Annotated in this window: 22 protein-coding genes; 19 read left to right on the forward strand and 3 right to left on the reverse strand. The window is 56.2% G+C overall.

Annotation, left to right across the window (positions count from 1 at the left end; translation table 11 throughout):
• Positions 1-114 precede the first annotated feature (114 nt).
• Together Poly24_RS06345 and Poly24_RS06350 are read left to right on the forward strand one after the other, a co-directional pair.
• Entirely contained in the window at positions 115-1,536 is a 1,422-nt protein-coding gene (locus Poly24_RS06345; RefSeq protein ID WP_197452367.1) for a pectate lyase, read from the forward strand.
• Positions 1,537-1,617: 81 nt separating this feature from the next.
• On the forward strand, positions 1,618-2,280 hold the full coding sequence (locus tag Poly24_RS06350; RefSeq protein WP_145092078.1) for a J domain-containing protein: 663 nt from the start codon (positions 1,618-1,620) through the stop codon (positions 2,278-2,280).
• A gap of 43 nt (positions 2,281-2,323) precedes the next feature.
• Here Poly24_RS06350 and Poly24_RS06355 read toward each other — a convergent pair whose 3' ends face one another.
• Positions 2,324-3,250 carry a hypothetical protein gene (locus Poly24_RS06355; RefSeq protein WP_145092080.1) on the reverse strand — a complete coding sequence of 309 codons (927 nt, stop codon included), beginning with the start codon at positions 3,248-3,250 and terminating at the stop codon, positions 2,324-2,326.
• Positions 3,251-3,697: 447 nt separating this feature from the next.
• On the opposite strand from Poly24_RS06355, the gene Poly24_RS06360 reads away from it, so the two are divergent.
• The 12 genes from Poly24_RS06360 to Poly24_RS06415 all read left to right on the forward strand — a co-directional run bounded on the left by Poly24_RS06360 (position 3,698) and on the right by Poly24_RS06415 (position 15,594).
• Positions 3,698-4,192, forward strand: coding sequence for a 6-pyruvoyl trahydropterin synthase family protein (locus tag Poly24_RS06360; RefSeq protein WP_145092082.1), 495 nt, complete (start codon positions 3,698-3,700; stop codon positions 4,190-4,192).
• Positions 4,186-4,893: a methyltransferase domain-containing protein gene (locus tag Poly24_RS06365; RefSeq protein ID WP_145092083.1), complete on the forward strand. Its 708-nt coding sequence runs from the start codon at positions 4,186-4,188 to the stop codon at positions 4,891-4,893. Before Poly24_RS06360 ends, Poly24_RS06365 begins: the two co-directional genes overlap by 7 nt.
• 2 nt (positions 4,894-4,895) lie before the next feature.
• Positions 4,896-6,110, forward strand: a complete 1,215-nt coding sequence (locus tag Poly24_RS06370) for an NAD(P)/FAD-dependent oxidoreductase (RefSeq protein WP_145092085.1) — start codon at positions 4,896-4,898, stop codon at positions 6,108-6,110.
• On the forward strand, positions 6,058-7,173 hold the full coding sequence (locus Poly24_RS06375; protein WP_145092087.1) for a type III polyketide synthase: 1,116 nt from the start codon (positions 6,058-6,060) through the stop codon (positions 7,171-7,173). Before Poly24_RS06370 ends, Poly24_RS06375 begins: the two co-directional genes overlap by 53 nt.
• A 195-nt stretch (positions 7,174-7,368) precedes the next feature.
• A complete protein-coding gene (locus tag Poly24_RS06380) occupies positions 7,369-8,580 on the forward strand; it encodes a glycosyltransferase family 61 protein (protein ID WP_145092089.1) in 1,212 nt (403 codons plus the stop codon).
• Between the two features lie 401 nt (positions 8,581-8,981).
• Positions 8,982-9,821 carry a glycosyltransferase gene (locus Poly24_RS06385; protein ID WP_145092091.1) on the forward strand — a complete coding sequence of 280 codons (840 nt, stop codon included), beginning with the start codon at positions 8,982-8,984 and terminating at the stop codon, positions 9,819-9,821.
• A 187-nt stretch (positions 9,822-10,008) separates the two neighbouring features.
• Complete coding sequence (gene rfbF / locus Poly24_RS06390; protein ID WP_145092093.1) at positions 10,009-10,860, forward strand: glucose-1-phosphate cytidylyltransferase; 852 nt, start codon at positions 10,009-10,011, stop codon at positions 10,858-10,860.
• A gap of 47 nt (positions 10,861-10,907) precedes the next feature.
• Positions 10,908-12,038, forward strand: a complete 1,131-nt coding sequence (gene rfbG, locus Poly24_RS06395; RefSeq protein ID WP_145092095.1) for a CDP-glucose 4,6-dehydratase — start codon at positions 10,908-10,910, stop codon at positions 12,036-12,038.
• A 72-nt stretch (positions 12,039-12,110) separates the two neighbouring features.
• A complete protein-coding gene (locus tag Poly24_RS06400) occupies positions 12,111-13,337 on the forward strand; it encodes a class I SAM-dependent methyltransferase (RefSeq protein WP_145092097.1) in 1,227 nt (408 codons plus the stop codon).
• 10 nt (positions 13,338-13,347) lie between these two features.
• Positions 13,348-13,878 (forward strand): dTDP-4-dehydrorhamnose 3,5-epimerase, encoded by a 531-nt coding sequence (gene rfbC, locus Poly24_RS06405; protein WP_145092099.1) that lies wholly within the window; start codon positions 13,348-13,350, stop codon positions 13,876-13,878.
• 5 nt (positions 13,879-13,883) lie between these two features.
• Entirely contained in the window at positions 13,884-14,786 is a 903-nt protein-coding gene (locus Poly24_RS06410) for an NAD-dependent epimerase/dehydratase family protein (protein WP_231753616.1), read from the forward strand.
• Positions 14,787-14,829: 43 nt separating this feature from the next.
• Entirely contained in the window at positions 14,830-15,594 is a 765-nt protein-coding gene (locus Poly24_RS06415; protein WP_145092103.1) for a cephalosporin hydroxylase family protein, read from the forward strand.
• A gap of 91 nt (positions 15,595-15,685) precedes the next feature.
• Here Poly24_RS06415 and Poly24_RS06420 read toward each other — a convergent pair whose 3' ends face one another.
• Complete coding sequence (locus tag Poly24_RS06420) at positions 15,686-16,780, reverse strand: glycosyltransferase family 2 protein (RefSeq protein ID WP_145092105.1); 1,095 nt, start codon at positions 16,778-16,780, stop codon at positions 15,686-15,688.
• Positions 16,781-17,330: 550 nt separating this feature from the next.
• Here Poly24_RS06420 and Poly24_RS27805 point away from each other — a divergent pair.
• The 4 genes from Poly24_RS27805 (at position 17,331) to Poly24_RS06440 (ending at position 21,716) form a co-directional block, all read left to right on the forward strand.
• A complete protein-coding gene (locus Poly24_RS27805) occupies positions 17,331-18,269 on the forward strand; it encodes a glycosyltransferase (protein ID WP_197452368.1) in 939 nt (312 codons plus the stop codon).
• Between the two features lie 86 nt (positions 18,270-18,355).
• Complete coding sequence (locus tag Poly24_RS06430; protein WP_197452369.1) at positions 18,356-19,324, forward strand: glycosyltransferase family 10 domain-containing protein; 969 nt, start codon at positions 18,356-18,358, stop codon at positions 19,322-19,324.
• 266 nt (positions 19,325-19,590) lie between these two features.
• The gene (locus Poly24_RS06435; RefSeq protein WP_145092114.1) at positions 19,591-20,523 is read left to right on the forward strand and encodes an alpha-1,2-fucosyltransferase; all 933 of its coding nucleotides are present in this window, start codon (positions 19,591-19,593) and stop codon (positions 20,521-20,523) included.
• A 50-nt stretch (positions 20,524-20,573) separates the two neighbouring features.
• Positions 20,574-21,716 carry a glycosyltransferase gene (locus Poly24_RS06440; RefSeq protein WP_197452370.1) on the forward strand — a complete coding sequence of 381 codons (1,143 nt, stop codon included), beginning with the start codon at positions 20,574-20,576 and terminating at the stop codon, positions 21,714-21,716.
• Positions 21,717-21,778: 62 nt separating this feature from the next.
• On the opposite strand, the gene Poly24_RS06445 is transcribed toward Poly24_RS06440, so the two are convergent.
• Positions 21,779-22,957, reverse strand: coding sequence for a serine/threonine-protein kinase (locus tag Poly24_RS06445; protein ID WP_145092121.1), 1,179 nt, complete (start codon positions 22,955-22,957; stop codon positions 21,779-21,781).
• A 340-nt stretch (positions 22,958-23,297) separates the two neighbouring features.
• Here Poly24_RS06445 and Poly24_RS06450 point away from each other — a divergent pair, with 340 nt between their 5' ends.
• Positions 23,298-23,939, forward strand: coding sequence for an ankyrin repeat domain-containing protein (locus tag Poly24_RS06450; protein ID WP_197452371.1), 642 nt, complete (start codon positions 23,298-23,300; stop codon positions 23,937-23,939).
• Positions 23,940-24,015: the final 76 nt, after the last annotated feature.

Genomic DNA, 24,015 nt, shown 5'->3' on the forward strand with positions numbered 1-24,015 from the left:
TAGTTGTTTTGGTCGTCGGCAATCCATCGTTGGACGTTTTTAGTTATGGCAACATTGTATCGAATGATTTGGGACCGAAGGTTTTCTCGCGGCTCGTTGGCTTGGGGCCTCGTGGTGGTAATCGCGATTGCTGCCACACCGATTGCGCGGGTCGATGGCGACGAACCGCCGACGCGCGAACAGGCGGTGGCGGCGATGCATCGCGCCGTGAAGTTCTTTCGCGATCGCGCATCGGCAGGGGGCGGGTATGTGTTTCGTTTGAGCGAGGATCTTTCGCTGCGAGAAGGCGAAGGCAAGGTTGGCGATTCGACAGCATGGATCGAACCTCCAGCAACGCCCGCGGTGGGGTTGGCCTATCTGAACGCGTACCGTTTGACCAACGATCCAATCTTGTTGGACGCGGCGCAGCAAACCGCAACGGCTTTGATCAACGGGCAATTGGTTTCCGGCGGTTGGGGCGAACAGATCGAATTTGCACCGCGCGATCGGGCTCGGTACGCGTATCGCGTCGATTCGATGGAGGTTGGCAAGCGACGCAATACGAGCACGCTGGACGATAATAAAACGCAGTCCTCGTTGCGATTTTTGATGCAGTTGGATAGCGAGCTGGAATTTCGCGATGCCAAGCTGCATGAAGCGGCTCGATACGGATTGGACCGCGTCTTGGCAGCTCAATACCGCAACGGAGCTTGGCCGCAGCGATTCGATGGTCCCAACGATCAGGCCGAGGTTCCTGTCGTTAAGGCGAGCTTTCCAGAGCAGTCGCCGAAGACGTTTCCCAAACAGAAATACGATTCGTTTTATACGCTCAACGACAACACCCATTGCGACGTGATCGCCACGATGCTGGAAGCTTGGGACACTTACCAAGATTCACGCTACCAAGAGGCAGCGGTGCGCGGCGGCGACTTTTTGCTGTTGGCTCAGCTGCCGCAACCTCAGCCGGGTTGGGCGCAACAGTATGACTACCAGATGCATCCGGTATGGGCTCGGAAGTTCGAGCCGCCATCGATCTCCGGGGGCGAGTCGCAGGGAGCGATGCAGATGTTGTTGCACATGTACCGCCGGACCGGGGACCCGCGTTATCTGGAGGCCGTGCGGACCGCCCTCCCCTACTTCAAACAATCGCTGCGAGACGATGGGCAATTGCCGCGATTTTTGGAACTGCAAACCAATCGTCCGTTGTATCTGACCCGCAAATACGCGTTGACGTACGACGATAACGATCTGCCAACGCACTATGGATTTGTCGTGAAGTCAAAACTGGATTCGATCGAACGGGAACTTCGCAAGGTCGAATCGCTCCCCGCGGATCAGCTTTGGCGTCCCGGTAAAAGGAAAACGCCGAAGATGAGTGATGCGTTGGCGAAGGCGGCATCCCAACGGATCGAATCGCTGGACCAACGTGGAGCTTGGGTGGAGAAGGGGGAATTAAAAACGCACGCCAAGACACCTGGAGGGCGGGTCATTTCGAGTGCAACGTTTATCAAGAACTTAAATGTGTTAGCGGAATATGTCGCCGCGACCAATCGCTAGGTTCCCACGCGGTATCGATGGTTTGTTATAACGTCGGCCGACCTGGTCTGTTCCTCTGCTCTCTTGCAACGTGAAGAAACAATGCCCGACGCTTCCGAACCGATCGATCCTTATCACAAGTGGCTGGGAATTCCCAAGTCGCAACAGCCGCCGACGCACTACCGATTGCTGGGGATCGAGCCGTTTGAAGGCAATCCCGAAGTGATCGACGCTGCCGCCAGTCGCCAGGTCGCTTATCTTCATCAACTGACCTCCGGGCCTCATCGCCGCTTGACGCAGAAGTTGATGAACGAGATCGCTCAGGCGCGTCGCGTGCTGATGGACGATGCGTCGCGGGAGAAGTACGACGCGCAGCTGCGCGAGCGATCGGGGGAGAAGCCTGCGTCCCCCAAGCCAAAAAACAAGATCGACTTTGGTACTTTCCCCGCGATCGACTTTGGTGAAAAGACGCCCAGGAAGTCAGCGAATGCGGGATCCGTCGCGGTTGTCCGTGGGCCCACCGGGGAAGAACCCGCGGCCATTGCGGCTCAGTCGGAATCCCCGCCACCACGGCGCGGAAGATCAAAAAAAGCTTGGTGGCAGAAGAATGACTGGCGAATCCATCTGGGGATCTCCGCCATTACCGTCGTGATCTTCGTCGTCTATCTACTGTTCTGGGGCCCTGGATCGAACGAGCGGTTTGTTCCCGAGGGGAACTTTGAACAACCCAAGATCCAGAACTTCGACGACAAGTTTACCGATTAACGCGACGACAATATTGCCGCCGCGTCGTTAAGTGTCGCTTGTTCTATTTGAGCTTCAATTGATCGATCGAGCGGGCAGCGACGGAGGTCTTCGTTTCGATCAGCGTCTCGTTCAAGCGAGCGCGATATTCCATCATGCTCTCGGCTCCTTCGAATCCGACGACGGTCTCGTCCCAGTCCAATTGTTTGCTGAGCACGCGGCCAGCATCAATGTCGAACTTGATCGTGCCGTTGCTCAATTGCTGAACGACTTGCGACTTGACTTTGGCATCGTGGATCGGGGTGATCGGTTGCGATTGGACTGTGATCGTCGCCACGCCGGTTTGCACTTTGGTGAGTGTATAGAGCTCGCGCACGTCGATCCGCTTGACTTCACCACCGGCGAGCCGCGCGTGCGTTTGCCGCGGCACGGCCCATGTGGCGCCAACTTTGATTGGCTTCGGTGGCAGCGGCAGGGTTAATCCACCCATGCCCAAATTAGCTTTGGTTCCGGCGTGACTCTCGCGTTCTTTTTCCTGTCCCTGCCCGTTGATGCTGACCGTGGTCAACGGTTTGCCCAGCGTCGCTTTGACCGATTCGAATTGGTAGGGTGGTTCCTCGCCCGACTTGCTGTCCCAGCGGATTTCATCAGCGTCGCCGATCTTTTGACTCAGTTCGGTATCTTGAACCATGTGAACAAAGGTCATTTGCCCCGTCGCTGAATCGACCGATTCGACATTCCAGACCTTGGTGCTGAGGCTGCGAACGTTGGTCAATTCGTCTTTCCCGCGAATCCGTGTCTTTGTTTTGGCGACATGCGTCACTTGATACTGCAGCGTTTCGCCAGCTTTTAATTGGTAGTGCAACAGATAAGCTGGCTCGGCTTGGACCGCGGGGCTCGCGTTGTCGGTCGGCTGGGCACCAGCAGATCCAACAAGCACGGCCAACAACAACGTCATTGGGAGGCTGGCGAAAACGGTGATTCGAGTCATGAGTGCGGTCCTTGCAAAACAATCGAGGCGGGGAGAAACATCCAATGTTTTCGAAGCCCAGCATGTCAAAAACGCCCCATTCGGGCAACCCGAATCTTGACCGCGCGTCGAAGACGGTCGTCCCTCTCGATGCCTGATCGCTGCGGCGCGCAGTTTTCCATCGCGCACGAACGCAGTTGCCCACGTGCAATATTCCCGAACGAGCCATCGGTCGATTGGCGACCGAATGTCGTTTGTACGTTTCAGGCGGCGGGGGACGCTTGGGGCAAAGTGGCTTGCGGAATCATCGAAAACTTGGCTGCCGCATGTTCGGGCCGCCTATTGCACCGGACGTGCGGGGCGCGGTTCAATACGGTCGGCTAGCGATCGCAGCCACCGGTATCTGCCTGGCCGTAGTGCCGGTGAACGATCTTCCATTCCCATCCAAAGCGATCCCTAGGGAGTCCGATGACGGCAACTGCAAGTTACCGAGTCGAAGTCTGCAAAGAGGCGTTTGTCTTTTCGGCGGCTCATTTCATTACGTTTGCTGGCGACATCTGCGAACGACTGCACGGCCATAACTATGGTGTGAAAGTTGCCGTCGAAGGGCCTTTGGATGCCAATCAGTATGTCGTCGACTTCATCGCGCTCCGCGACGCGGTGTTGCACGAGACGATGCAGCTGGACCATCATGTGCTGCTGCCGCGCGATCATGCGGAGATCAGCGTCCGCGAGGAACAAGGGGAAATCGTGGCCCGATTCCGGGAGCGGCGGTGGGTCTTCCCGAAAGAGGATTGCATCGTGCTGCCGGTGGTCAATACAACCGCGGAAGAATTGGCGCGGGTGATCGCCCAGCGCGTTTGCGAGCAGACACGGTCGAAGTTTGGGAATGCGATTAGCATGATCGAAGTCGGCGTCGACGAGAATCACGGCCAGTGGGGAGTTTGTCGATTGCCATGGTAAAAGGCTGGTTAAAGGAACGTCGCCGCGAACCCGAGTGGATGGATCAGCCCGATCTGGATCCACAGCTGCATCACGATGCGCTGGCGGGACTCACGCGGGTCAATGCAATCAGTGGAACGACAGCGTCGCTGTGGGGGCCAATCTCGAAACTTGCAAATTCAAGCGGCGAACCGCTCCGCGTCTTGGACGTTGCCAGCGGAGGGGGCGATGTGGCAATCGGTTTGGCGCAGCAGGCGGCGAAGTCGGGGCTGCCGGTGCAGGTCGACGGCTGCGACATGAGTGACGTGGCGCTCGCCTACGCTCAACAACGCGCCGACACGTTGGGCTTAAACGTCAATTTTCTTCGAGCGGATGTTTTGAGTGATCCGTTGCCGACCGGGTACGATGTGATCTGTTGTTCGCTGTTTTTACATCACTTTGATCCGCCAGAGGTGATTCAATTGTTGACGGCAATGCGCGACAGTGGGGCGCGGATGATCGTGATTAGCGATCTACTGAGGACTCGGCTCGGCTACGTGATGTGCTGGGCGGGAATCCGTTTGTTGACACGAAGCCGCATGTGCCACGTCGATGGACCGCTGTCGGTTCAGGGGGCGTTTACGCGTTCTGAGTTAAGAGAACTGGCCGATCGAGCGGGACTGCGGGAAATGGTCCTGAAAAACGTCTGGCCACAACGTTTACTGATGACTTGGGAACGATAGTAATGGATCCCACGATCGACCTCGCGACGGCCACCGAAAAAATCTGGGATGTCGTGGTCGTCGGAGCGGGAGTCGCCGGGGCGACCGCGGCCATTGGAATTGCACGCGGTGGGGCAAGAGTTCTACTGGTCGATCGGAAAACGTTTCCGCGAGACAAGGTTTGTGGTGCCTGTTTAAATCAAGATGCGGTGGCCGGGCTGAAGGCGCTCGGGGTGCTGGAACCGATCATGCGGGCTGGCGCCCTACCGCTGAGCGCTTACGAATTGCGTTCGGGTTCGCAAGCGGTCACGTTGGCTCTGCCCGGCGGACTGTCGATCAGCCGACGCACCATGGATCGGGTGTTGGTCGAGCAAGCGATCGGGGCTGGCTGCGAATTTTTGTCGGGATTGACTCTACGGATTGATGCGGATCCCACGACAGCGGCTGATGGCGGCGGGTATCGTCAACTGCTGGTGCAAGGAAAAACGGAGGCGATCCGCGCGCGGATCGTCATCATGGCGACGGGATTGGCGAGCGAGAACCACATCTCCCAGCCTCAGATGCAGGTGGCCACAAGCCCCGATTCTCGCGTGGGCTTCGGGATTTCGACCCGCGAATTCCCGCAGACTTATCGCGAGGGTACCATCTACATGGCGGTGTCGGCATGTGGGTATGTTGGTGTTTCGCGGACCGAACAAGGTCAATTAAATATCGCCGCGGCGATCGATCGCCAGGCTTTGCGAGGCAAGTCTGCGGCAGAGGTTTGCGGTGAGATCTTACGCACGGCGGACTTCCCTGTATGCGACGCGATGCTATCGGGGGCGTGGAAAGGGACGACGACCTTGACCCGTCGCCGGCAAAATGTCGCCTGTACGCGTTTGTTCGTGGTGGGAGATGCCGCAGGGTATATTGAACCTTTCACTGGCGAAGGAATGGCGTGGGCGATCCGAGCCGGCCGAGCGGTTGCGCCGTTGGCTACGGATGCCGTTACGAATTGGACCGATGCGTACGTCGATCGCTGGAAACACACTACAGAAGATTTAATTATCACCCAACAATACTGGTGCCACGCCTTCGCGCGGACGCTTCGATACCCGAAGCTGGTACGTGGTTTGCTGAGAGTTGTTACCGTTGTCCCGTCGTTGGGGCACTACGTGGTACGACAAATCAATCGGGAGCGGCAGCATGACATGTTCGATCATAGGCCTGGGGACGGCGCAAGCTCCCGAAGTTGTTAGCCAAGACGAGGCGCTGGCGCTAAGCTCCGAAGTGATCTGCGAGACTGAGAAGCAGAAACGTCTGCTGAGAACGCTGTTCAAAAAGTCGGGCGTTTCGTCGCGCCGAACCGTGATCCCGTATGAACTTGGGTATCAGTGGCACAAGTCCGACGGCGAGGCGAATCTGGAAGGGGGCGGAGGCGACGGACCGACGACCGCTCAGCGAATGGCATTGTACAAGCAGCACGCGACGCCGCTTGCACTGGGATCCGCGACGGCTGCGATTCACGACGCCGCGGTGCTGCCCGGAGACATCACGCATCTGGTCACGGTTTCGTGCACGGGGTTCGCCGCACCGGGCGTCGACATCGATTTGATTCGGTTGCTTGGCCTGCCTCGCACCGTCCAACGCGTGCACGTTGGATACATGGGGTGTCATGGTGCAATCAATGGGATGCGGACGGTTCAGGGACTGACCGCGGCGGATCCTAATGCGTGTGTGCTGATGTGCTGTGTGGAACTGTGTAGCTTGCATTTCCGGATGCGTTGGGATCTCGACGGAATCGTCGGCAATGCGTTGTTCGCTGATGGGGCGGGTAGTCTCGTTGTCGCGGGCGAAAATTGGGAGGCCAAGCATCCTCACTCCGATTCGATTTGCAAGATCGAAGCGACAGGGGCCTGCTTGATTGAAGACACCACCGAAGAAATGTCTTGGCATATCGGTGACAATGGTTTTCAGATGCGGTTGACCAGCGGAGTGCCCGATTGCATTCAAACCTACCTCCGCGCGTGGATCACAACTTGGTTGGGAAGTCATGGATTGAAACTCGACGACATTCAACGCTGGATCGTTCATCCGGGCGGGCCGCGAATTTTGGATGCGGTTCAGGAAGCGCTTCAGCTCCAACCGAATCAGACTCAGATTTCTCGCGCCGTCTTGAACGATCTGGGCAATATGTCGTCGGCGACGGTGCTGTTTGTGATGGAACGCAATCAGGCGCAAACGCAGCGATTCGAAGGCCCCGCCGTTGTCCTCGCCTTCGGTCCTGGCGTGATGGCCGAAGCGGCACTACTGCGCTATTAGCGATTGACAGCGTCGCCCATGATTTCGGACGCGTCTCGCGCGGCGCCCCCATTTCGGTGGGGCTGTCGGTGATCTGGACGCTCTAGAAAGGTAGCGGTAGAGTACGGAGGAGCCCGATTCGACCTACAGCGGTCCGGCAATCAACGAACGGCGGGCAGGGGACGGAGCGAGCGACCGGAGCGCGACACTTTCGAGATGGATATTGCCCAACAAAATCGCAAACTAGTGCACTACGGAAAGTATGTGTTTGCGTTGTCGACGCTCCTGCCGTTTCGCCGCGGGAAGAAGAAGCCAACTGGAAGGCTGTCGACAGCCGAACTGCTGGACTGCTATCCGCAACGCGTCAAAATGCTTTGGCGCGAGGAAGCCGGCAGTTTGCCAACGAAGTCGCCCCACGATGCTGTCGAATCGGATCGAACCGGCGATTTCGACGACGGGCTTGTTATGGAAATCGAAGGGGGATGGTGCCACGGTCGGCAGTGCGACTGGATCGGAATCGACAACGTCGTGCTATCGGAACTGCATCGTTGCGATGGCCCGCTTGCTCCCAAAGCCGTGCCCGGCGGTTGGCTCAATCCACGTCGCATCCGCCGCGCGGTGACAACTCCCCGCCGCCTGCCCCAACCAGTCCATGTCGCCGGTGATGTCGTCGTCCTCAACACGTCCGGATCGCACAACTATTTTCACTGGTTATGCGAGGTGCTGCCCCGCCTGGAATTGGTCCGCGAGGCGGGCGTGCTGCAAGCCGACGCCTACGTGGTCGACAACTACAAACCATTTCATCGCCAGACGCTCGAACTGTTGGGTATTCCCGCAGCCAAGGTGATCGAACCACATGAAGGCTTGCTGATCCAAGCCGATCGTTTGATCGTTCCCTCCCTGGCGACAGCGGTATCGCGACGGCGACTTGGGGCTCGCTTGCAATCCCGTTTGGGAACTACGACAGGGGCTCCGCAACCGCCATCGCAGCGGCGGCTGTATGTCAGTCGCCGACTGGCCCGAAACCGATCGTTGGGGAACGACGCGGAAGTCGCGGCGCTGCTGGCCAGCCATGGTTTCGAATCGCACTGCTTGGAGCAATATACGCTGGCAGAACAGGTTCGCCTGTTTCGCGACGCGGCGGTCGTTGTCGGTCTCCACGGCGCCGGACTGACTAACATTCTGCTCTCGCCCAACCCCATCGATTTGATCGAGATCAGACCCTCCAATTGCGACCGCGACTATTTTGAACTGCTAGCAAATGAAGTCGGGGCATCGTATCAGCAGGTTTCCGCTAGCAGAAACCGTTGGCGAGGGCCGTGGCACTGCCCGCTGGAACCTCTCGACAATGCAGTCCGCGACGCGATCGCAGCGAGCGAAAGCGAGTTGCAAGCACCCCACACCGCCCGTGAGAGTTGCAATACCTGACGAGCCGCCTTCCATACTGCTTCGCAATGACTTCATTCATGGGTGTCGGGCGAGATTCCACGACGCGAGCATTCGGCAATTCACCGACGCGTGTAACTTTGCCCGCCAAGCTCTCACCGTCTGTAAAACGCGAACCGGTTCATCGAGCATATAAGCCATCCGATCGCATTGACGTTGCGAATCCCCGAGAGATGTTCACGTTACTGAGGCTGTCGCCCTTGGCGAATCGTTCAATATCGGCAAAGCGGCAGATTGGGCTATTCTGTTATTGCCCGATTCGCTATCACAGGCCGATCCCGCTCACACAGTTGGGTGGGTTCCTCGCTTCCCCTCGTCGTTCGGTGAATGAATGTTTCGAGGCAAGGGTATGAAGTCAGAAGCTGTAGCATAGAGATTGAGCTATGAAAGTATCGGGATTCACCATCGCTCGCAACGCAATCCATTACGACTACCCCGTTATCGAGAGCATTACATCGATACTTCCGATCGTTGATGAAATGATCGTTGCGGTAGGGAAAAGCTGCGATAAAACGCGGGAGCTAATCCAATCGATCGATTCCCCAAAGATACGGATCATCGATACGGTTTGGGATGAAACGAGCCGACAAAACGGAACCGTGCTCGCCGACCAAACCAACCTCGCACTGCGCGAGTGTTCTGGCGATTGGTGTTTCTACATCCAAGCCGACGAAGTGATCCACGAAGCCGATTTAGACCGGATCCAGGCAAGCATGCGGCGGCATGTTAACAACAAGCGAGTGGAAGGACTGTCGTTCCGTTACCATCATTTTCGCGCCGACTACAACATTCGCGATCCGCTCCCTTATCGGCGGCAGGTCAGGATCGTACGCGCGAACGCGGGTGTGCAATCGGTTGGCGATGCATGTGGATTCAACGTTCAGGATCGTAAACTGGTCGCCGCCCCCACAGGTGCTTGGGTATATCACTATGGATATGTTAAGCCGCCAAAGACGATGGCGGCTAAGTCTGACTACTTCTTAAGCCTCTACGATGGCAGACAAGTGACGCCCGGGGAGCAAACAGAAGAGGAGTCCTATGCCTGGGACCTGAAGACTTGCGAGCCATTTCGGGGATCACACCCACGGATCATGGAAGAGAGAATCGCCGCGAAAGACTGGGAGACTCCAGACGTCCGACTGGGATCGCGATGGTGCAATCCAACATTCTGGGCTGGCCTGCTACACAAGAACTCTCGGACGCTGCGGCGATGGGTCGCTTAAGTGCACAAGCGGATCGTCGCCGAAAGCCTCGGCGAAGAGTCTCGATCGTGCGTCAAACAACGCAAAAGCAACCCAAATTGTTTCGCGATTGACGCAACTTACCCCGTTCGCTATCCTCCCCGCCACGTTGGCACTCGGTTCGCGTCTTAATAGCGTGGAATTTGCGATTTACCCTTAAGGTTGCGTTATGAAAGCAGTAATTCTCGCTGGTGGTTTTGGTACTCGACTGAGCGAAGAAACGCAATTAAAACCCAAGCCGATGGTAGAAATTGGGGGGCGACCCATCCTGTGGCACCTTCTAAAGTTGTATAGCCATCACGGCATCAATGACTTTGTGATTTGCGCTGGGTATAAGGCCTACCTTATCAAAGAGTATTTCGCAAACTATCCGCTGCACATGTCGGATATGACCTGGGACTATCGAACCAATACGGTGGAAGTTCACCAGAATCACGTCGAGCCTTGGCGAGTGACCGTGATTGATACAGGGCTGGAAACGATGACCGGAGGTCGCTTGAAACGGATCCGCCAGCATGTTGGCAATGAAACGTTCCTGATGACCTACGGAGATGGCTTGGCGGATATCGATATCCAGGCAAGCATCCGTTTTCACCGCGCCCATGGCAAACTGGCGACAGTCACTGCGACCCAGCCAAGTGGCAGGTTTGGACGCCTGGCGATCGGTAACGACACCCGGGTCTCCGCATTCCAAGAGAAGCCGACTGGAGACGGTGGCTGGATCAACGGTGGTTTCTTTGTGTTGGAGCCCGAGACACTCGATTTCATCGAAGGGGATTCCACGATCTGGGAACGCGAACCGCTTGAACAATTGGCGATGCGAGGAGAATTGTCGGCATACAAACACTCTGGTTTCTGGATGCCAATGGACACGCTCCGCGACAAGCAGTCACTGGAGCAGAAGTGGGAAGAGCTCGATTGCCCGTGGCGCGTCTGGAACAAGATGCATTGCAGCGAAGATCAGGTCATCCGGACGCTGCCCGATCGAGTGCACTCACAAATAACAAAACAAGCTGCGTGACGTCGAAGCGCGTACAGCAAAGACTCGGCTTCACCAAGGAGGGTGAGATGTTCGACAATACGTTCTCGGGACGCAGGGTACTAGTCACCGGAGATACCGGTTTTAAAGGCTCTTGGCTGTGCCAGTGGTTATTGCAACTGGGGGCTGAAGTGTTTGGTTGCGGTTTGACGCCGACAACAACCCCCAGCCTGTTTGAGTTGCTGGAACTGGAAGGCCAATACGACCACCGCACAATCGACATCCGCGACCAAGAAAAGGTCGCAGCATTTGTTGCTGAATCACGGCCCGATATCGTGCTGCACTTGGCGGCGCAGCCGCTGGTTCGATTGTCCTACCAACAGCCCAAAGAGACGTTCGACACCAACGTGATGGGAACCCTGCACGTGCTCGAAGCAGTACGGCAGCAACCAGACATCCAAGCCTGCGTCGTGATCTCATCGGACAAATGTTACGAGAACCGCGAATGGGTTTGGGGATATCGAGAGCAGGATCCGTTGGGTGGCAAAGACCCGTACAGCGCAAGCAAGGCGGCCACTGAGATTGTGACGGCCTCGTATCGCGATTCCTTTTTTCGCGACGCAGGCGCAACCTGTGTGGCAAGCGCCCGAGCGGGCAACGTGATCGGCGGCGGCGACTGGGCTCAAGACCGTATCGTCCCCGACTTTGTCTCTAGCATCCTGGCCGAGCAGCCTTTGGTGCTTCGAAAACCCAACGCAATCCGCCCGTGGCAACACGTCCTCGAACCGCTTTCGGGATACCTTGCCTTGGCATCGCGTCTGTGCGGCGCAGACGGAACGCAGTTCGCTAGCGGGTGGAATTTCGGGCCATCTCCCGCAGCGCATGTGACGGTTGGCCAACTTGCTAAGCGACTCGTGGCGACCTGGGGCGCCGGCGAGGTCCGTATCGATCCGGCAGCTGCTGAAGCGCTGCCCGAAAGCGGCATCCTCAAACTCGATTGCTCCAAGGCGATTTCGCAATTGGCCTGGCAGCCGAATTGGGACTTCGCAACGACAATCCAAGCCACCGTCGAGTGGTATCGCAGTTGGAGCGAAGGGGCAGACATGCGGGACCTCACGCGACAACAGATCAAAAACTTTGAACATGCGGCGTCGACAGCTGGAGCAGAGTGGGCTGACCAGTCCCGCCAGCCTCATCACTCCCAAAGGCTTGCGGGCTAATCGCGCGGTCGCGGTGGAAAGCTGTACGAGCAATCGGCGGCTGTGTACAGAATTTATTAGGATCCTTGAATCATGATTTCGAATTGTCGCGCCTGTGGCTCGAGCCACTTGGAGCCCGTGCTTTCGCTCGGGAAGACGCCGTTGGCCAACCGGCTTTTGACCGCGGACCAGTTGACCGAGCCTGAGCCGACGTACCCGCTCGAGCTGGTTTTCTGCGCCGATTGCACGCTAGTGCAAATCACTGAAACAGTTCCTCCGGAAGAGCTATTCAGCGAATACGCCTACTTCTCGTCGTACTCCGACACCATGCTCGAACACGCCCAAAATTTGGTCGAGCACTTGGTCCCAACGCTGCAGTTGACGGAAGATAGTTTGGCGGTGGAAATCGCCAGCAACGACGGCTACCTGCTGCAATACTACCAGCAACTCGGAATCCCTGTGTTAGGCATCGAGCCGGCACAGAACATCGCGGCTGTCGCCCAGGAACGTGGGATCCAGACGGTTGCCGATTTCTTCAGCCTGGAACTTGCGACGCAACTGGCCGAACAGGGACAGAGTGCGGATGTCATTCATGGGCACAACGTCATGGCCCACGTCCCCGAATTGAACGGGTTCGTCGCCGGCGTTCACCGCATCCTGAAGCCAACCGGGCACGCAGTATTTGAAGTGCCCTACGTAAAAGACCTCGTCGATCACGTGGAATTCGACACGATCTACCACGAACACTTGTGCTATTTCTCGTTGACCACGCTCGATCGCTTGTTCCGCAGCCACGGATTGACGATCGTCGAAGCTTCCCGAGTTCCGATCCACGGCGGTTCGCTGCGGATCGTCGCTTGCCGCAGCGAACACTGCGACCAGCCGGGCGAATCGGTTCGAACGCTACTGGCCGAAGAGAGTGCCTGGGGCGTCGACAAACTGTCGTTCTATCTCGGCTTGCGGAACACTGTCGAAGGCCTCCGCCAGGACCTGCTGGAATTGCTGCAAGACCTTAAATCCGAAGGCATGCGGATCGCTGCATACGGCGCCTCGGCCAAAGGCAGCACTCTGCTGAATTACTTTGGACTTGGCAAAGAAGTGTTGGAATACGTGGTCGATCGCAGCCCGGTGAAACAGGGACGCTACACGCCTGGCACCCACCTGAAAATTTATGAACCCGAGATGCTGGTCGCCGACCAACCCGACTATGTATTGTTGTTGACCTGGAACTTCTGCGACGAGATCCTGCAACAGCAGGTCGATTACCAGGACCGTGGCGGGAAGTTTATCGTGCCGATTCCCCAGGTTCGCATTGCGTAAGGCGCTCGACATGATTTTCCAAACGACTCCGCTCGAAGGTGTCTTCGTGATTGAAGTCGAGCCAGCCGAGGACGAACGTGGATTCTTCGCGCGGATTTACTGCCAACAAGAGTTTGCCCAGCGGGGGCTGATCTCCCAATTCAGTCAGTCCAGCCTGTCGTTTAACAAGCGTCGTGGTACGGTTCGCGGGATGCACTTTCAAGAAGCCCCCAGCGCCGAAACAAAGACAGTTCGTGTTATCCGCGGCGCGATCTTCGATGTTGCAATCGATGTTCGACCGCAATCGCCCACACGAGGAGAGTGGACGAGCGTGGAACTAACGCAGGACAACCGAAAGTCACTGTATATCCCCGAAGGATTCGCACACGGCTTCCAGACGCTATCGGATGATACCGAAGTGCTTTATCAAATATCTTCCGACTACGATGCGACCCTAGCACGAGGTTTTCGCTGGAACGATCCTGCGTTTGGAATCAGTTGGCCGCTTGAAGCCAACGTGATCTCACCGCGCGACCTTAGCTATGCGGATTACGAACGTTGAAACGGGTGCTAGTTACCGGAGCTCGTGGTTTTCTGGGCTCCCATTGCCTACCGTTGCTAGTCGCAGGTGGATATGAAGTCCACGCGGTCTCCCAGAAACCGATGCCTGCGTCGGATGGGATCCAGTGGCATTACGGCGATCTGTTGCAAGCTGGCTCCGCCGATCGCTTGTGTTCAGAAATTCGCCCGACGCATCTCCTGCATCTTGCCTGGGAAACCGCGCCGTCGCAATACTGGACCTCTCCGCAGAACCTGAATTGGCTGTCGGCAAGTATCGATCTTATGCAACGGTTTCAAGATAGCGGCGGCCAGCGTTTGGTCAGCGCGGGAACCTGCGCGGAGTACGACTGGCAGTACGGATTGTGTCGCGAAAGCATCACCCCGCTAACGCCGCGATCTTTGTACGGTAAGTCCAAGCTTGCGTTGTCACAGTTGCTCGAAACGTGGTCCGAACAGATTGGTTTAAGCGCCGCGACAGCACGAATCTTCTTCATGTATGGACCCGGCAGCCCAGCAGCCCGGTTCCCTGGCCCGGTGATCTCCGCCCTGCTCGCGGGGCAGATTCCCGAATGTTCTCACGGTCGCCAAGTGCGTGACTATCTGTACGTTTCCGATGCTGCCAGCGCGCTGGTAGCTGTATTGGACAGCAAGGTTTGCGGGCCAATCAACATCGGATCGGGCAAGCCGATAACCCTGCGCGAATTGGTCAGCGAGATCAGCTCCCAATTCGGAGGCGAGAATCGTGTACGCTGGGGCGCTGTACCGACCGCAACAGACGATCCGCCTTGGGTCGTTGCCGACACGACGCGGCTGAACCGCGAAGTCGCTTGGCAACCACAAACCAGTTTACGGTCGGGGATCCAAAGCACCATCAAACACGCTCGACGCGTTCAGTCTCATTCAACGTAATCGATCAAACTATAACGCCACCCTTCGACGAGTAGTATTTCAAATGCAAATCTCAATAGACACAGAACAAGCTCAAATTTCGATCCAGGAAAATGGCGATACTCGGCAATTGCCGCTGTACTCGAAAGCGGGTTACGAGTTGCTGTCGGACCTCTGGACCAAAGTGGGTTGGAACGAAAAACAGATCTACACCTACACTTGGTTTGGCCGCCCGATCATCCAGTTGTCCCAAGATATGATTCGCACGCAAGAGGCGATCTACCAAGTGCGACCGGATGTGATCGTCGAGACTGGCGTGGCTCATGGTGGATCGTTGGTCTATTACGCCAGTTTGATGAAAGCGATGGGGCGCGGTCGTGTGATCGGTGTCGACGTCGAAATCCGCAAACACAATCGCGAGGCGATCGAATCGCATGAACTCGCTTCGATGATTACGCTGGTCGAAGGCGATTCGATCAGCGATGAGATCGTCAACCAAGTCAAATCGCTAATTCAGCCGGGTGAAACCGTGATGGTACTACTCGATTCCTGCCACACGAAAGATCATGTATTAGGTGAATTGAATGCGTATCATGATCTGGTTTCCCCAGGATCTTATATCGTCGCTACCGATGGGATCATGAAAGATGTCTACGATACACCGCGTGGTGAAGCGAGCTGGGAACACGATCATCCAACCGCTTCGGCCGCGGAATTTGCCGCGACACATCCTGAATTTGAACTCGTCGCTCCACCGTGGACCTTTAACGAAAGCGAACTGACCGAAGATGTCACGCACTGGCCCGGTGCTTGGCTGCGACGACGCTAATCAAGCTGAGCATGTCATTTTGCGTGCGATCGATATTCGATTGCATTTCGTTTTTATACGAAAGTCTCGCTTAGGTAGCGTCTGTTAAGGATTATGGACGCTCATTCTCCAGCATGTTTTGCAGGGCTGAATGAAAATTATCCCCTTCGGTCAAACAGGTTCGGACCGCGTCCGGCAGAGCGTTCCATCGCTTGGTTCTACGCTTAATCCGACGACGTTCCGAAGCGTCAAGCGACGCCTTGAGTATTGATTTCGTCATCCATTTGGGCAAAGTGCCTCGCTTCGAGAGAAGCCACAATAATCGAGCCGGTTTCCAATTAACATTCGGGATCATTGACTCTTCTTCCCCAATTCCATCCGGCCTCCGCCCCAGCAGCGCATCGACCTTACGCTGTCGGAATGAATCCCCATAGAAGTTGGCAACCGTCTGAAGAAGGTAACCTTTTGAAGTATCGGGGATGTTGAGAGCCATAATTCGTTGAGTTATCGAAACCAGGTGGCGAAAGACGTCATCTTGGTCGCCCCCTCGCAGCCCTCCCGTTGAGGAAATCGTCGATTTGTGGAGCGTGTATGCAGCGCCAATAACGTCGACGACAACAAACGGAAACGCGACGGCTGCAATGATTCCCTGGATTCGGTCGTCGCCAGAAGGCTCAAAGGGACCGATGATATCCCTGGCTTCGCGTCGCATCAGAATGGAAGTTTGCACAAAATGCGACTGAGTCATCTTTTCTGCATTCTGAACCGATGGTTCATAGAACCCTGGCTTCCACGGTTGATTCAGTAATGTCCACTGCATCGTTTCAACATCGACGATGACGGTTCGTGCGCAAGCAATGTTGGCGGACGGATATCGATTTAGCGCATGGGCAGCGGACTGGTAAAAGCCAGGCAGCAAAATGTCGTCATCATTGAGAATCGAATACAGGGGTGTGCTGACGCACATACTTGCCTCAACCATATTATTGATCGCGCCGATATTCGTGTCGCGTTTGACGTACGAAATACGGTGATCTTGATTCATCAATTGCGTCGCTATCGATTCGGTTTCATCGCCAGACGCATTGTCGTAGATGCAGATCTTTATTTTTTGATAGCTTTGGGATTGAACGCTTGAAACGGCCCGCTTGAGAAGATCGGGGCGTCTGAAGGTTGGAATGATCGTTGTAATTTCTGCGTTGGTCATCGAAAGTCTAATACCTCGGTTGTTGGTCTCGTTTTCCGATATGGTGTCGCAGCTCGACGCGTTGGGAAACGTTCCCAACCAAAACCTGGTCCCGCGAGTAGTTTTCGTATCTTGTTCGTTTTAGGCGATCATCGTCCAGGTCAGCTTGGAATGCCTGCGCCGCCAGTACGGACGAGCCAGCAGAAGACGCTGTAGATAGGGCTGTTTTCTAACTCATTCTTTCGCTATACCAGTGCTCTAACGTCGACGAGCGATTGCCGGACGTTGGATTGTGTTTCGTTGATCGGTGTGCGCGATTTCGCATTGAAGCATCAGCCCCTGGGGGGCGCAAAAGCAGCCGAAACCGAATTCCACTGCCAACGATTTGCGGTTCTCCAATCAGGGGTCGAATGGCTTGCCTCAGTTTACCGATCACTCGCCGCAAATGAGCATTCCAGACGCGGAAATAATCAGCGACCAAACTCCAGGTCAGTACCGAAAGCACCGTTAGTCAAACTTGCTAGGATGTTACATGGCTGTTGCTATATCGGAAAATAGAATTGATGTTGTGATGTCGGTCTATAATGCGGAACGATATTTGCCCGAAGCGATTGAAAGCATTTTGCACCAGTCGTTTCGCGCATTCCGGTTGATCTGCGTCGATGATGGTAGCACCGATGGTTCCGCGGAGATTTTGGGCCGGTTCGCAACGGTGGATTCGCGCGTTGAAATTATTCGACAGGCGAATCAGGGCGTTGTCGGTGCTGCAAACGCCGGTGTCGCTGTGTGTACCGCACCTCTGATCGCAAGAATGGATTCAGACGATATTGCGATGCCCGAACGGTTCGCGAAACAGGTTGAATTTCTAGACTCGCACCCCGACGTGGTTGCTGTTGGCGCGGGGATTCTTGAAATCGATTCGAGCGGCGGGGCACTGGCCGTCGTTCAATACCCGACCTCCCACGAACAAATCGACAGCGCCAATCTCGTCTTGAAATCGGCGATTGCAAATCCCGTGTCCATGCTTCGCCGCACGGCGATCGAATCGGTGGGAGGCTATCGCCCCGAGTTTGCTTGGGTCGAGGATCTCGACCTCTGGTTGCGTTTGGCTGAAGTTGGCAAGTTGGCGAATTTGCCCGAGATTTTGCTCTGCTATCGCCAGCATGCTGCCAGTGGAACATGGAATGGAGGGGGGACGCGAGACGAATGCTTAGTGAGATTGCTCGAAGAGACCTATGCGAGGCGCGGACTTGCCCATCCGGAACAATTGATCCGCAAATGTCGGAGGCCAAGATCGCCAGCGGGCCCGCTAAAATGGGCCAAAAAAGCTTCGCGGCAAGGGCAATGGGAGATCGCTTGCAAGCATCTTCGATCTCAATGGGGGACCAACCCGTTGAGTGCCCGTACCTGGAGCGCGACGATTGAGGTGGCGGCGCGGTCCGCGGTTGCGTGTGCATTTGGAAAACGGGCCCAATTCCCTCCGATTCCGAGGTATCGTGACGCAGCCTAATGAAACGAAAGTTTGAAACACAACGCTGAGACTTGTTTCGCTCGCTATTTGCGACGCGTTGCACAGCTGAATGAAGGATGGTCTCGATGTACCGGGTATTGGTGACAACCTGTGGCCCCGAACTGCACTACACACGCCAAACTCCCGGTGGACGTGCGATCTGGGAAGATTTTGAGTTTATATTTAACCAATCCGATGTCAGTTGTGATGCGTGGGTTGTCTTCGAGAGTCTTCCTGAGGCGACGCGTGCATATTGCCATCCAGAGAATGTTCTGTTCATCTCCGGCGAACCTCCCACCTTGCGTACTTATCGCAGCGACTTCCTTCGCCAGTTCCGCTGGGTTTTGACCTGCCACGAGGTCGCTCATCGAGGGCTGATCGCACGCCAGCAATCGCTTCCATGGCACGTCGGTATCCAGTTCGGCGCCGAATGTCGCGTCGCGTTGGACTACGACCAGCTTTCAGCGATGTCGTATCCGGAAAAAAAGCGTGTGATGAGCGTCGTGATCTCGAACAAGGCGACGACACCCGGGCATCGTCAACGATTGGAGTTTGTACGACATCTGAAGGAACATCTAGGAGAAGCACTGGATGTCTTTGGCAACGGGCATCATCCGATAGCCGACAAATGGGAGGCGGTTGCACCCTACCGGTTCCATCTGGCGTTGGAAAATACTGCGCATCCGCACTACATAAGCGAGAAAATTTCCGATGCGTTTCTCGGCTTTTCGTATCCATTTTATTTCGGTGCTCCCAACGCGGATGAATACTTGCCGCGAGACAGCTTTACGCCGATTGACATTTTCCAGCCTCAGCAAGCGATCGATTCAGTCTGTTCCGGGATCGAGCAGCAATTGGATGTTGCCCATCGACAGCAGGTCGTCGATGCTCGGAAGCTTGTCCTAGATAATCTCAATTTGTTCCCAACATTAGTCGGATTGTTACGAGAACGGATGCAGCATGGCGATCGCCAGCAGGTTTGGCTGTATCCCAAGAATCAACATCTTCAGTTGGCACTTCGCAGTGTCGGGCAGCTATTGAGGAAATGCCGCTAGTTGTCCGCTAGCTCAGCGGGGCACCAGAAGCGTTTGGCCGAAGCGGGTGAGAAGCGGAGCGGGTGTTGCCAAAAGCAGACCGTGGTCGTCGGTCCGCAGGCCGGCTTACGAGTGATGCAAATCGATATTGCATGCTGAGGGGATGTCGGAGATGATCCAACCCGTGATTTGGTGAGCTGTTGGCGTTCGTCCGTCGCGGCATGGAACCCCGCAACGACGCGTGGAGTGTTTGCCAGTGGGGACACCTGATCGGATGGGAGCTTGCAATGATCGTAACACGCTTAATCGGTGGCCTAGGCAATCAATTGTTTCAGTACGCTTACGGTGCGTACTTGGCAAAACAGGCCGGCGTGGAGCACTACATCGATGCCAGCGCCTTTGACGAGTACCAGTTGCGCGAGATGACGCTCGATCGATTTGCGATTCGAGCCCTACGATTGCCGGATGAATTTCGCCATCAAGTTCCTGCCAGATATTCTGGAGCATCAAAAGCGTATTCCTGCTGGCAATCGTTTGTCGCACGGGCGTTTCCACGACAGTCGGGCGTCTTTCGATTGCGTCGCGAGAAGCCGTTTGGGTTTCGCGACAAATGGCTCCACTCGCCTCTCAATCTCTACACGGAAGGTTATTGGCAGGGGGAAGCCTTTTTTCCTGGGATGAAGGAAAACCTAAGGGACGAGTTCCAGTTGGTGGATCCCGTTTCGCCTGCGACCGCAGCGCTGGCACGTCGGATGGACAGCACCCAAAGCGTTGCATTGCATGTTCGCCGTGGCGACTACGTTTCTGATCCTGTAAATCAAAAGATCTTCCGAACGTTAGGGCCCGAGTACTACCGGCGTTGCCTGGAAGATCTTCGCCAGCACGTTGCCAATCCGCAGATCTTTTTGTTTTCCAACGATATTCCCTGGTGTTTGGAGAATTTGGATGTCGGTATCCCCTTCACGCCGGTGACGCACAACGACGGTTCCACCTGTCATGAAGATCTTTATCTTATTAGCAAGTGCCGACACGCCGTGATTGCCAACAGTTCGTTCAGTTGGTGGGGAGCCTATTTGGCTGCGGAATCCGAAACGCGACGTGTCTACTATCCATCGCCTTGGTTCCACGCTGGAACGCTCGATGGTGCTGCGATTCCATGTCGCAAATGGATCGGCGAACACCAACTGGGACATCCAATCGCGACGCGTTGTGCGGCGTAATGCCGAACGTGCTGAATGGGGCGATTTGCTTTTAAACCTTGGAATATTCCGTGACAACAACTGCCAGCCCGTGCCTTAGTCCTCCCACATGCGTCGTCCTCGCATCGACTCAGTCGACGTGGGGTGGTGGGGAAGCCTATCTGTTTGCTCTGGCTCAGGGATTGTTAGCTCGCGGTGTTGAGGTTCGATTGTTAGCACCCGTCGCTGGGCAACTTGCTCAACGAATGCAAGATAGGTTGCCGGAGATTGGTCAGTGCGATGCTTCGCGAAAAAGCCCAGCGGCGATTTGGCGGATGCGCCAGTGGATGAAGTCTTTGGGGCCCGCCGTGTTACACTGCAATGATTCGCGTTCCTTATCACGAATGGGGCTGGCGGCTGCCGGATTGAAGTCGCTTCGCGTTGTCTCGATGCGGCATACGATGTTTCCGATCCGCTCTACGGCCAAATATCACCGGCTTTCGCAGAAGGTGATCTGCGTTTCCCATGCGGTTGCGGATGCATGCGGCGCACGCGGTCTTTCGCCCGCGTGGACTCAGGTGATTCATGCAGCGATCGACCCTCCACAGGTGCTGCCTGCGGATGTCGAGCGTCTGCGAAGCGACCTGCTAGGTAGCGAGCATCAGAAAATTATCGTTGCCGTGGGGAACCTGTTCTCCTGCAAAGGACATTCGACATTGATCGACGCCGCTGCATTGCTCCGATACAAAGGCTGCAAAGCACTCACGGTAATCGCAGGTGAAGGCCGTCAACGGGCGGTGTTGGAACAGCAGATCGAAACGCTTGGGCTTGCTAACGAGGTGCGGCTGCTCGGATTTCGCGACGATGCAAACACCCTGCTCGCCGCCGCCGATGTGATCGCCCATCCGGCTCGTGACGAAGGGCTCTGTTTAACGGTCGCAGCTGCGATGATGCTGAAGAGACCAGTTGTTGCGACCGCCGTTGGCGGCTTAAGCGATGTGCTAGGGATCGAACCACGAATGCAGGCCGATGGGCCATTCGCGGCGGTCGTTCCCGTGGATGACGAAGGCCAGTTGGCCGAACAACTCTATCGTCAGCTCGATTCGCCAGCGGATGAGCAGGCCTTAACGCGTGCCCAAGACTTTGCTCTCACTCGATTCACCACACCTCGCATGGTCGACGCAACGTTGGCGTTGTACCAGGATCTGTTTCGGCAGCAGCGAGCCGCCGCCTAATTGCGTGCGGTCGCCGATCCACATGTGATCACGGATTGAGCGGCCTCGGCGCCCGCGTCGATCTAAACGATCGATTCGTTTTCGTTGCCGCTGGGGTCTTCGTTCTCTTCGCGTTCTTTTTCCAGCGACAGCTCGATCCGGTTCAGCTCCTCCAGCCACAGGCGGATGTCGTTGTCGTATTCGGTCGACATGTCGCTGAGCACCAGTTGGCGATGGAACGCGGCGGCTCCTTGTTCGACGTGTTCGGCCGCTTCGGCACTGGGAAAGCGGCGGTTGGGATCGGGGGCGATTAGACCGCGGCAGAAATTCATCAGCAGTGCGTTGCAGGTGACTTCTGCCGGCAAAACTTCGTTCAACCGTTGCGGTAGTTCGCGTTTTGCTTGCAGTAGTTCCCGAAGCGAGATGTCGCCACGGAATGGCGGGCGGCCGCTGAGCATTTCGATCAGTACATACCCTAGGCTCGCCAGATCGCTCTTGGGGGTCGCATTGTCGTGCTCCAAAACTTCCGGCGCTGCATAGACCGGCGTGCAGGAACGGTCGATCGGCGGAGTGCGGTAGTCGTACGCCGAACCGATGTCGATCAACTTACTGTGACCGGACTTCTTCAACATGATGTTCGATGGCTTGATGTCGCCATGGACAATGCTTTCGCGATGAAGCGCCGCCAAGGCTTCGAGGCACTCGCGTAAAATCGCTACCGCCACGCCCGCTTTAAAACGGTTTTGAATCGGGCCCTTGGTCAGAATCACTTCATTGACATATTTCCAGCGCGGCTTGCTGACATTGCCTTCGAGCAGTTTCAGCTTTTGCGGACGCAGCAGCGCCTGCAGATCGTAGCCGTCGACCCATTCCATCACCATGATTCGAATGCGGTTGCGTTCGACGAAGTTCTGAACGTCCAAGACGTTATCGTTTTGGATCATCGCCACCCGGGCGGCGATTCCCGCGATCCGCGACATCGCCGCTTCGTAATCGCGGACGTCGCTATAACGCTCCGGTGAAAACACCTTCATGGCGACGGGCAATGTGAATCCATCGGTTCCACGGCGTGCCGACAGGTAGACCTTACCCTGTCCCCCCATGCCCAACAGTTTCCCCAGACGATGGTAGGTGGTCCAGTTCAGCTTCTTGTTGGAAAGCACCTCTTCGTAACGCGAGACCAGTTCTTGATCGACGGTTCGAGAGTTTTTGCCCCGTAGCGTCAGCGTGACGTTCGGGTCGTGTCGTGTCGTTGTCAACATTGCCTTGTCTCCAAATCTCGCTTCCCTGCCGCGCGGTCCGCTCGCGTGGCAACGGCCCCGCCCCGGTCGCGCGTTTTGGTCCGCCGATCCCCAGCCTTGGATTGCCGGTCCATAGTGTACCTACCCGTGCATGGGTTGGGCGAGGGCAATTCTGATTCAATGCTCCTAAGCCCAGTGAAGACAAAGGTTTAGAATTTATTTCGTTGTTCAGAAAAGGTGCGTAAATCGGAAAATGAAACGCCTACGGTGCTTGCTTCGACCGAGGGGTTCGTGGTTCGATAGTCTTGGCTCACTTGCCGCGGTACGACTTTGAATTATGTAATCGATGGGGATCGTCTCGATGAAAAATGGATTCTGCCACCTCGTTTGGCTTCTGGGGTTGGTCTTACTTGGATGTGACCGTGGTTCGCAACAGACCGACGCGCAGCCGCCGTCGCCTGTCGCCGAAGCGGATCTCGCCGAAGAAGCGGCACCCGGCACCGAGGATACGGTCACCGAAAAGATTACCCCGATCACGCTCGGCGATTTCCGCAACGCCGCGGCGCAGGGGCTGATCGAACCGGTCCGCCAAGGAATCGATCAGGGGCTTCAGGTCGGTGGGGCGGACGAACAAGGGCGAACGGCGCTGATGCTCGCCGCGTTCGACGGCCATACCGCAGTGGTCGATCTGTTACTGCGGAACAACGCAAAGGTTAACGCGAAGGATGCGTCGGCCCGAACCGCGCTGATGTATGCTTCGTCGGGGTCGAACAACGCAACGGTCAAGCGTTTGTTGGAGGCGGGAGCGGAAGTCAACCTGGCCGACAATGTCGAAGGCTTTACCGCTTTGATGTTTGCCGCCGCCGAAGGGCAGATCGAAATTTGCAAAATGCTGCTCGCAAAACAGGCCAATCGAGACGCAAAAGATATCGATGGCGACACCGCACTCAGCTTTGCACAGAAGAACAATCACGCCGCGGTCGTGCAGTTGTTGTCCAAGTAACGGTTCGGTAAGCTCTCCGGCGATCGGCTTGCGGTGGGTCGGAAAAGATTTAAATTACAGGGTTTCGGGGCCTCTT

The sequence above is a fragment of the Rosistilla carotiformis genome, from assembly GCF_007753095.1.
Taxonomy (GTDB): Bacteria; Planctomycetota; Planctomycetia; order Pirellulales; family Pirellulaceae; genus Rosistilla; species Rosistilla carotiformis.

Coding starts and splice junctions, on each gene's coding strand:
- Poly24_RS06365 (WP_145092083.1), top strand. CDS start 4,186: ATGGTAAAAGGCTGGTTAAAGGAACGTCGCCGCGAACCCGAGTGGATG.
- Poly24_RS06430 (WP_197452369.1), top strand. CDS start 18,356: ATGTACCGGGTATTGGTGACAACCTGTGGCCCCGAACTGCACTACACA.
- rfbG (WP_145092095.1), top strand. CDS start 10,908: ATGTTCGACAATACGTTCTCGGGACGCAGGGTACTAGTCACCGGAGAT.
- Poly24_RS06385 (WP_145092091.1), top strand. CDS start 8,982: ATGAAAGTATCGGGATTCACCATCGCTCGCAACGCAATCCATTACGAC.
- Poly24_RS06355 (WP_145092080.1), bottom strand. CDS start 3,250: ATGACTCGAATCACCGTTTTCGCCAGCCTCCCAATGACGTTGTTGTTG.
- Poly24_RS06370 (WP_145092085.1), top strand. CDS start 4,896: ATGGATCCCACGATCGACCTCGCGACGGCCACCGAAAAAATCTGGGAT.
- Poly24_RS06415 (WP_145092103.1), top strand. CDS start 14,830: ATGCAAATCTCAATAGACACAGAACAAGCTCAAATTTCGATCCAGGAA.
- Poly24_RS06375 (WP_145092087.1), top strand. CDS start 6,058: ATGACATGTTCGATCATAGGCCTGGGGACGGCGCAAGCTCCCGAAGTT.
- Poly24_RS06360 (WP_145092082.1), top strand. CDS start 3,698: ATGACGGCAACTGCAAGTTACCGAGTCGAAGTCTGCAAAGAGGCGTTT.
- Poly24_RS06445 (WP_145092121.1), bottom strand. CDS start 22,957: ATGTTGACAACGACACGACACGACCCGAACGTCACGCTGACGCTACGG.
- Poly24_RS06420 (WP_145092105.1), bottom strand. CDS start 16,780: ATGACCAACGCAGAAATTACAACGATCATTCCAACCTTCAGACGCCCC.
- Poly24_RS06400 (WP_145092097.1), top strand. CDS start 12,111: ATGATTTCGAATTGTCGCGCCTGTGGCTCGAGCCACTTGGAGCCCGTG.
- Poly24_RS06435 (WP_145092114.1), top strand. CDS start 19,591: ATGATCGTAACACGCTTAATCGGTGGCCTAGGCAATCAATTGTTTCAG.
- Poly24_RS06450 (WP_197452371.1), top strand. CDS start 23,298: ATGAAAAATGGATTCTGCCACCTCGTTTGGCTTCTGGGGTTGGTCTTA.
- rfbC (WP_145092099.1), top strand. CDS start 13,348: ATGATTTTCCAAACGACTCCGCTCGAAGGTGTCTTCGTGATTGAAGTC.
- rfbF (WP_145092093.1), top strand. CDS start 10,009: ATGAAAGCAGTAATTCTCGCTGGTGGTTTTGGTACTCGACTGAGCGAA.
- Poly24_RS06380 (WP_145092089.1), top strand. CDS start 7,369: ATGGATATTGCCCAACAAAATCGCAAACTAGTGCACTACGGAAAGTAT.
- Poly24_RS06350 (WP_145092078.1), top strand. CDS start 1,618: ATGCCCGACGCTTCCGAACCGATCGATCCTTATCACAAGTGGCTGGGA.
- Poly24_RS27805 (WP_197452368.1), top strand. CDS start 17,331: ATGTCGGTCTATAATGCGGAACGATATTTGCCCGAAGCGATTGAAAGC.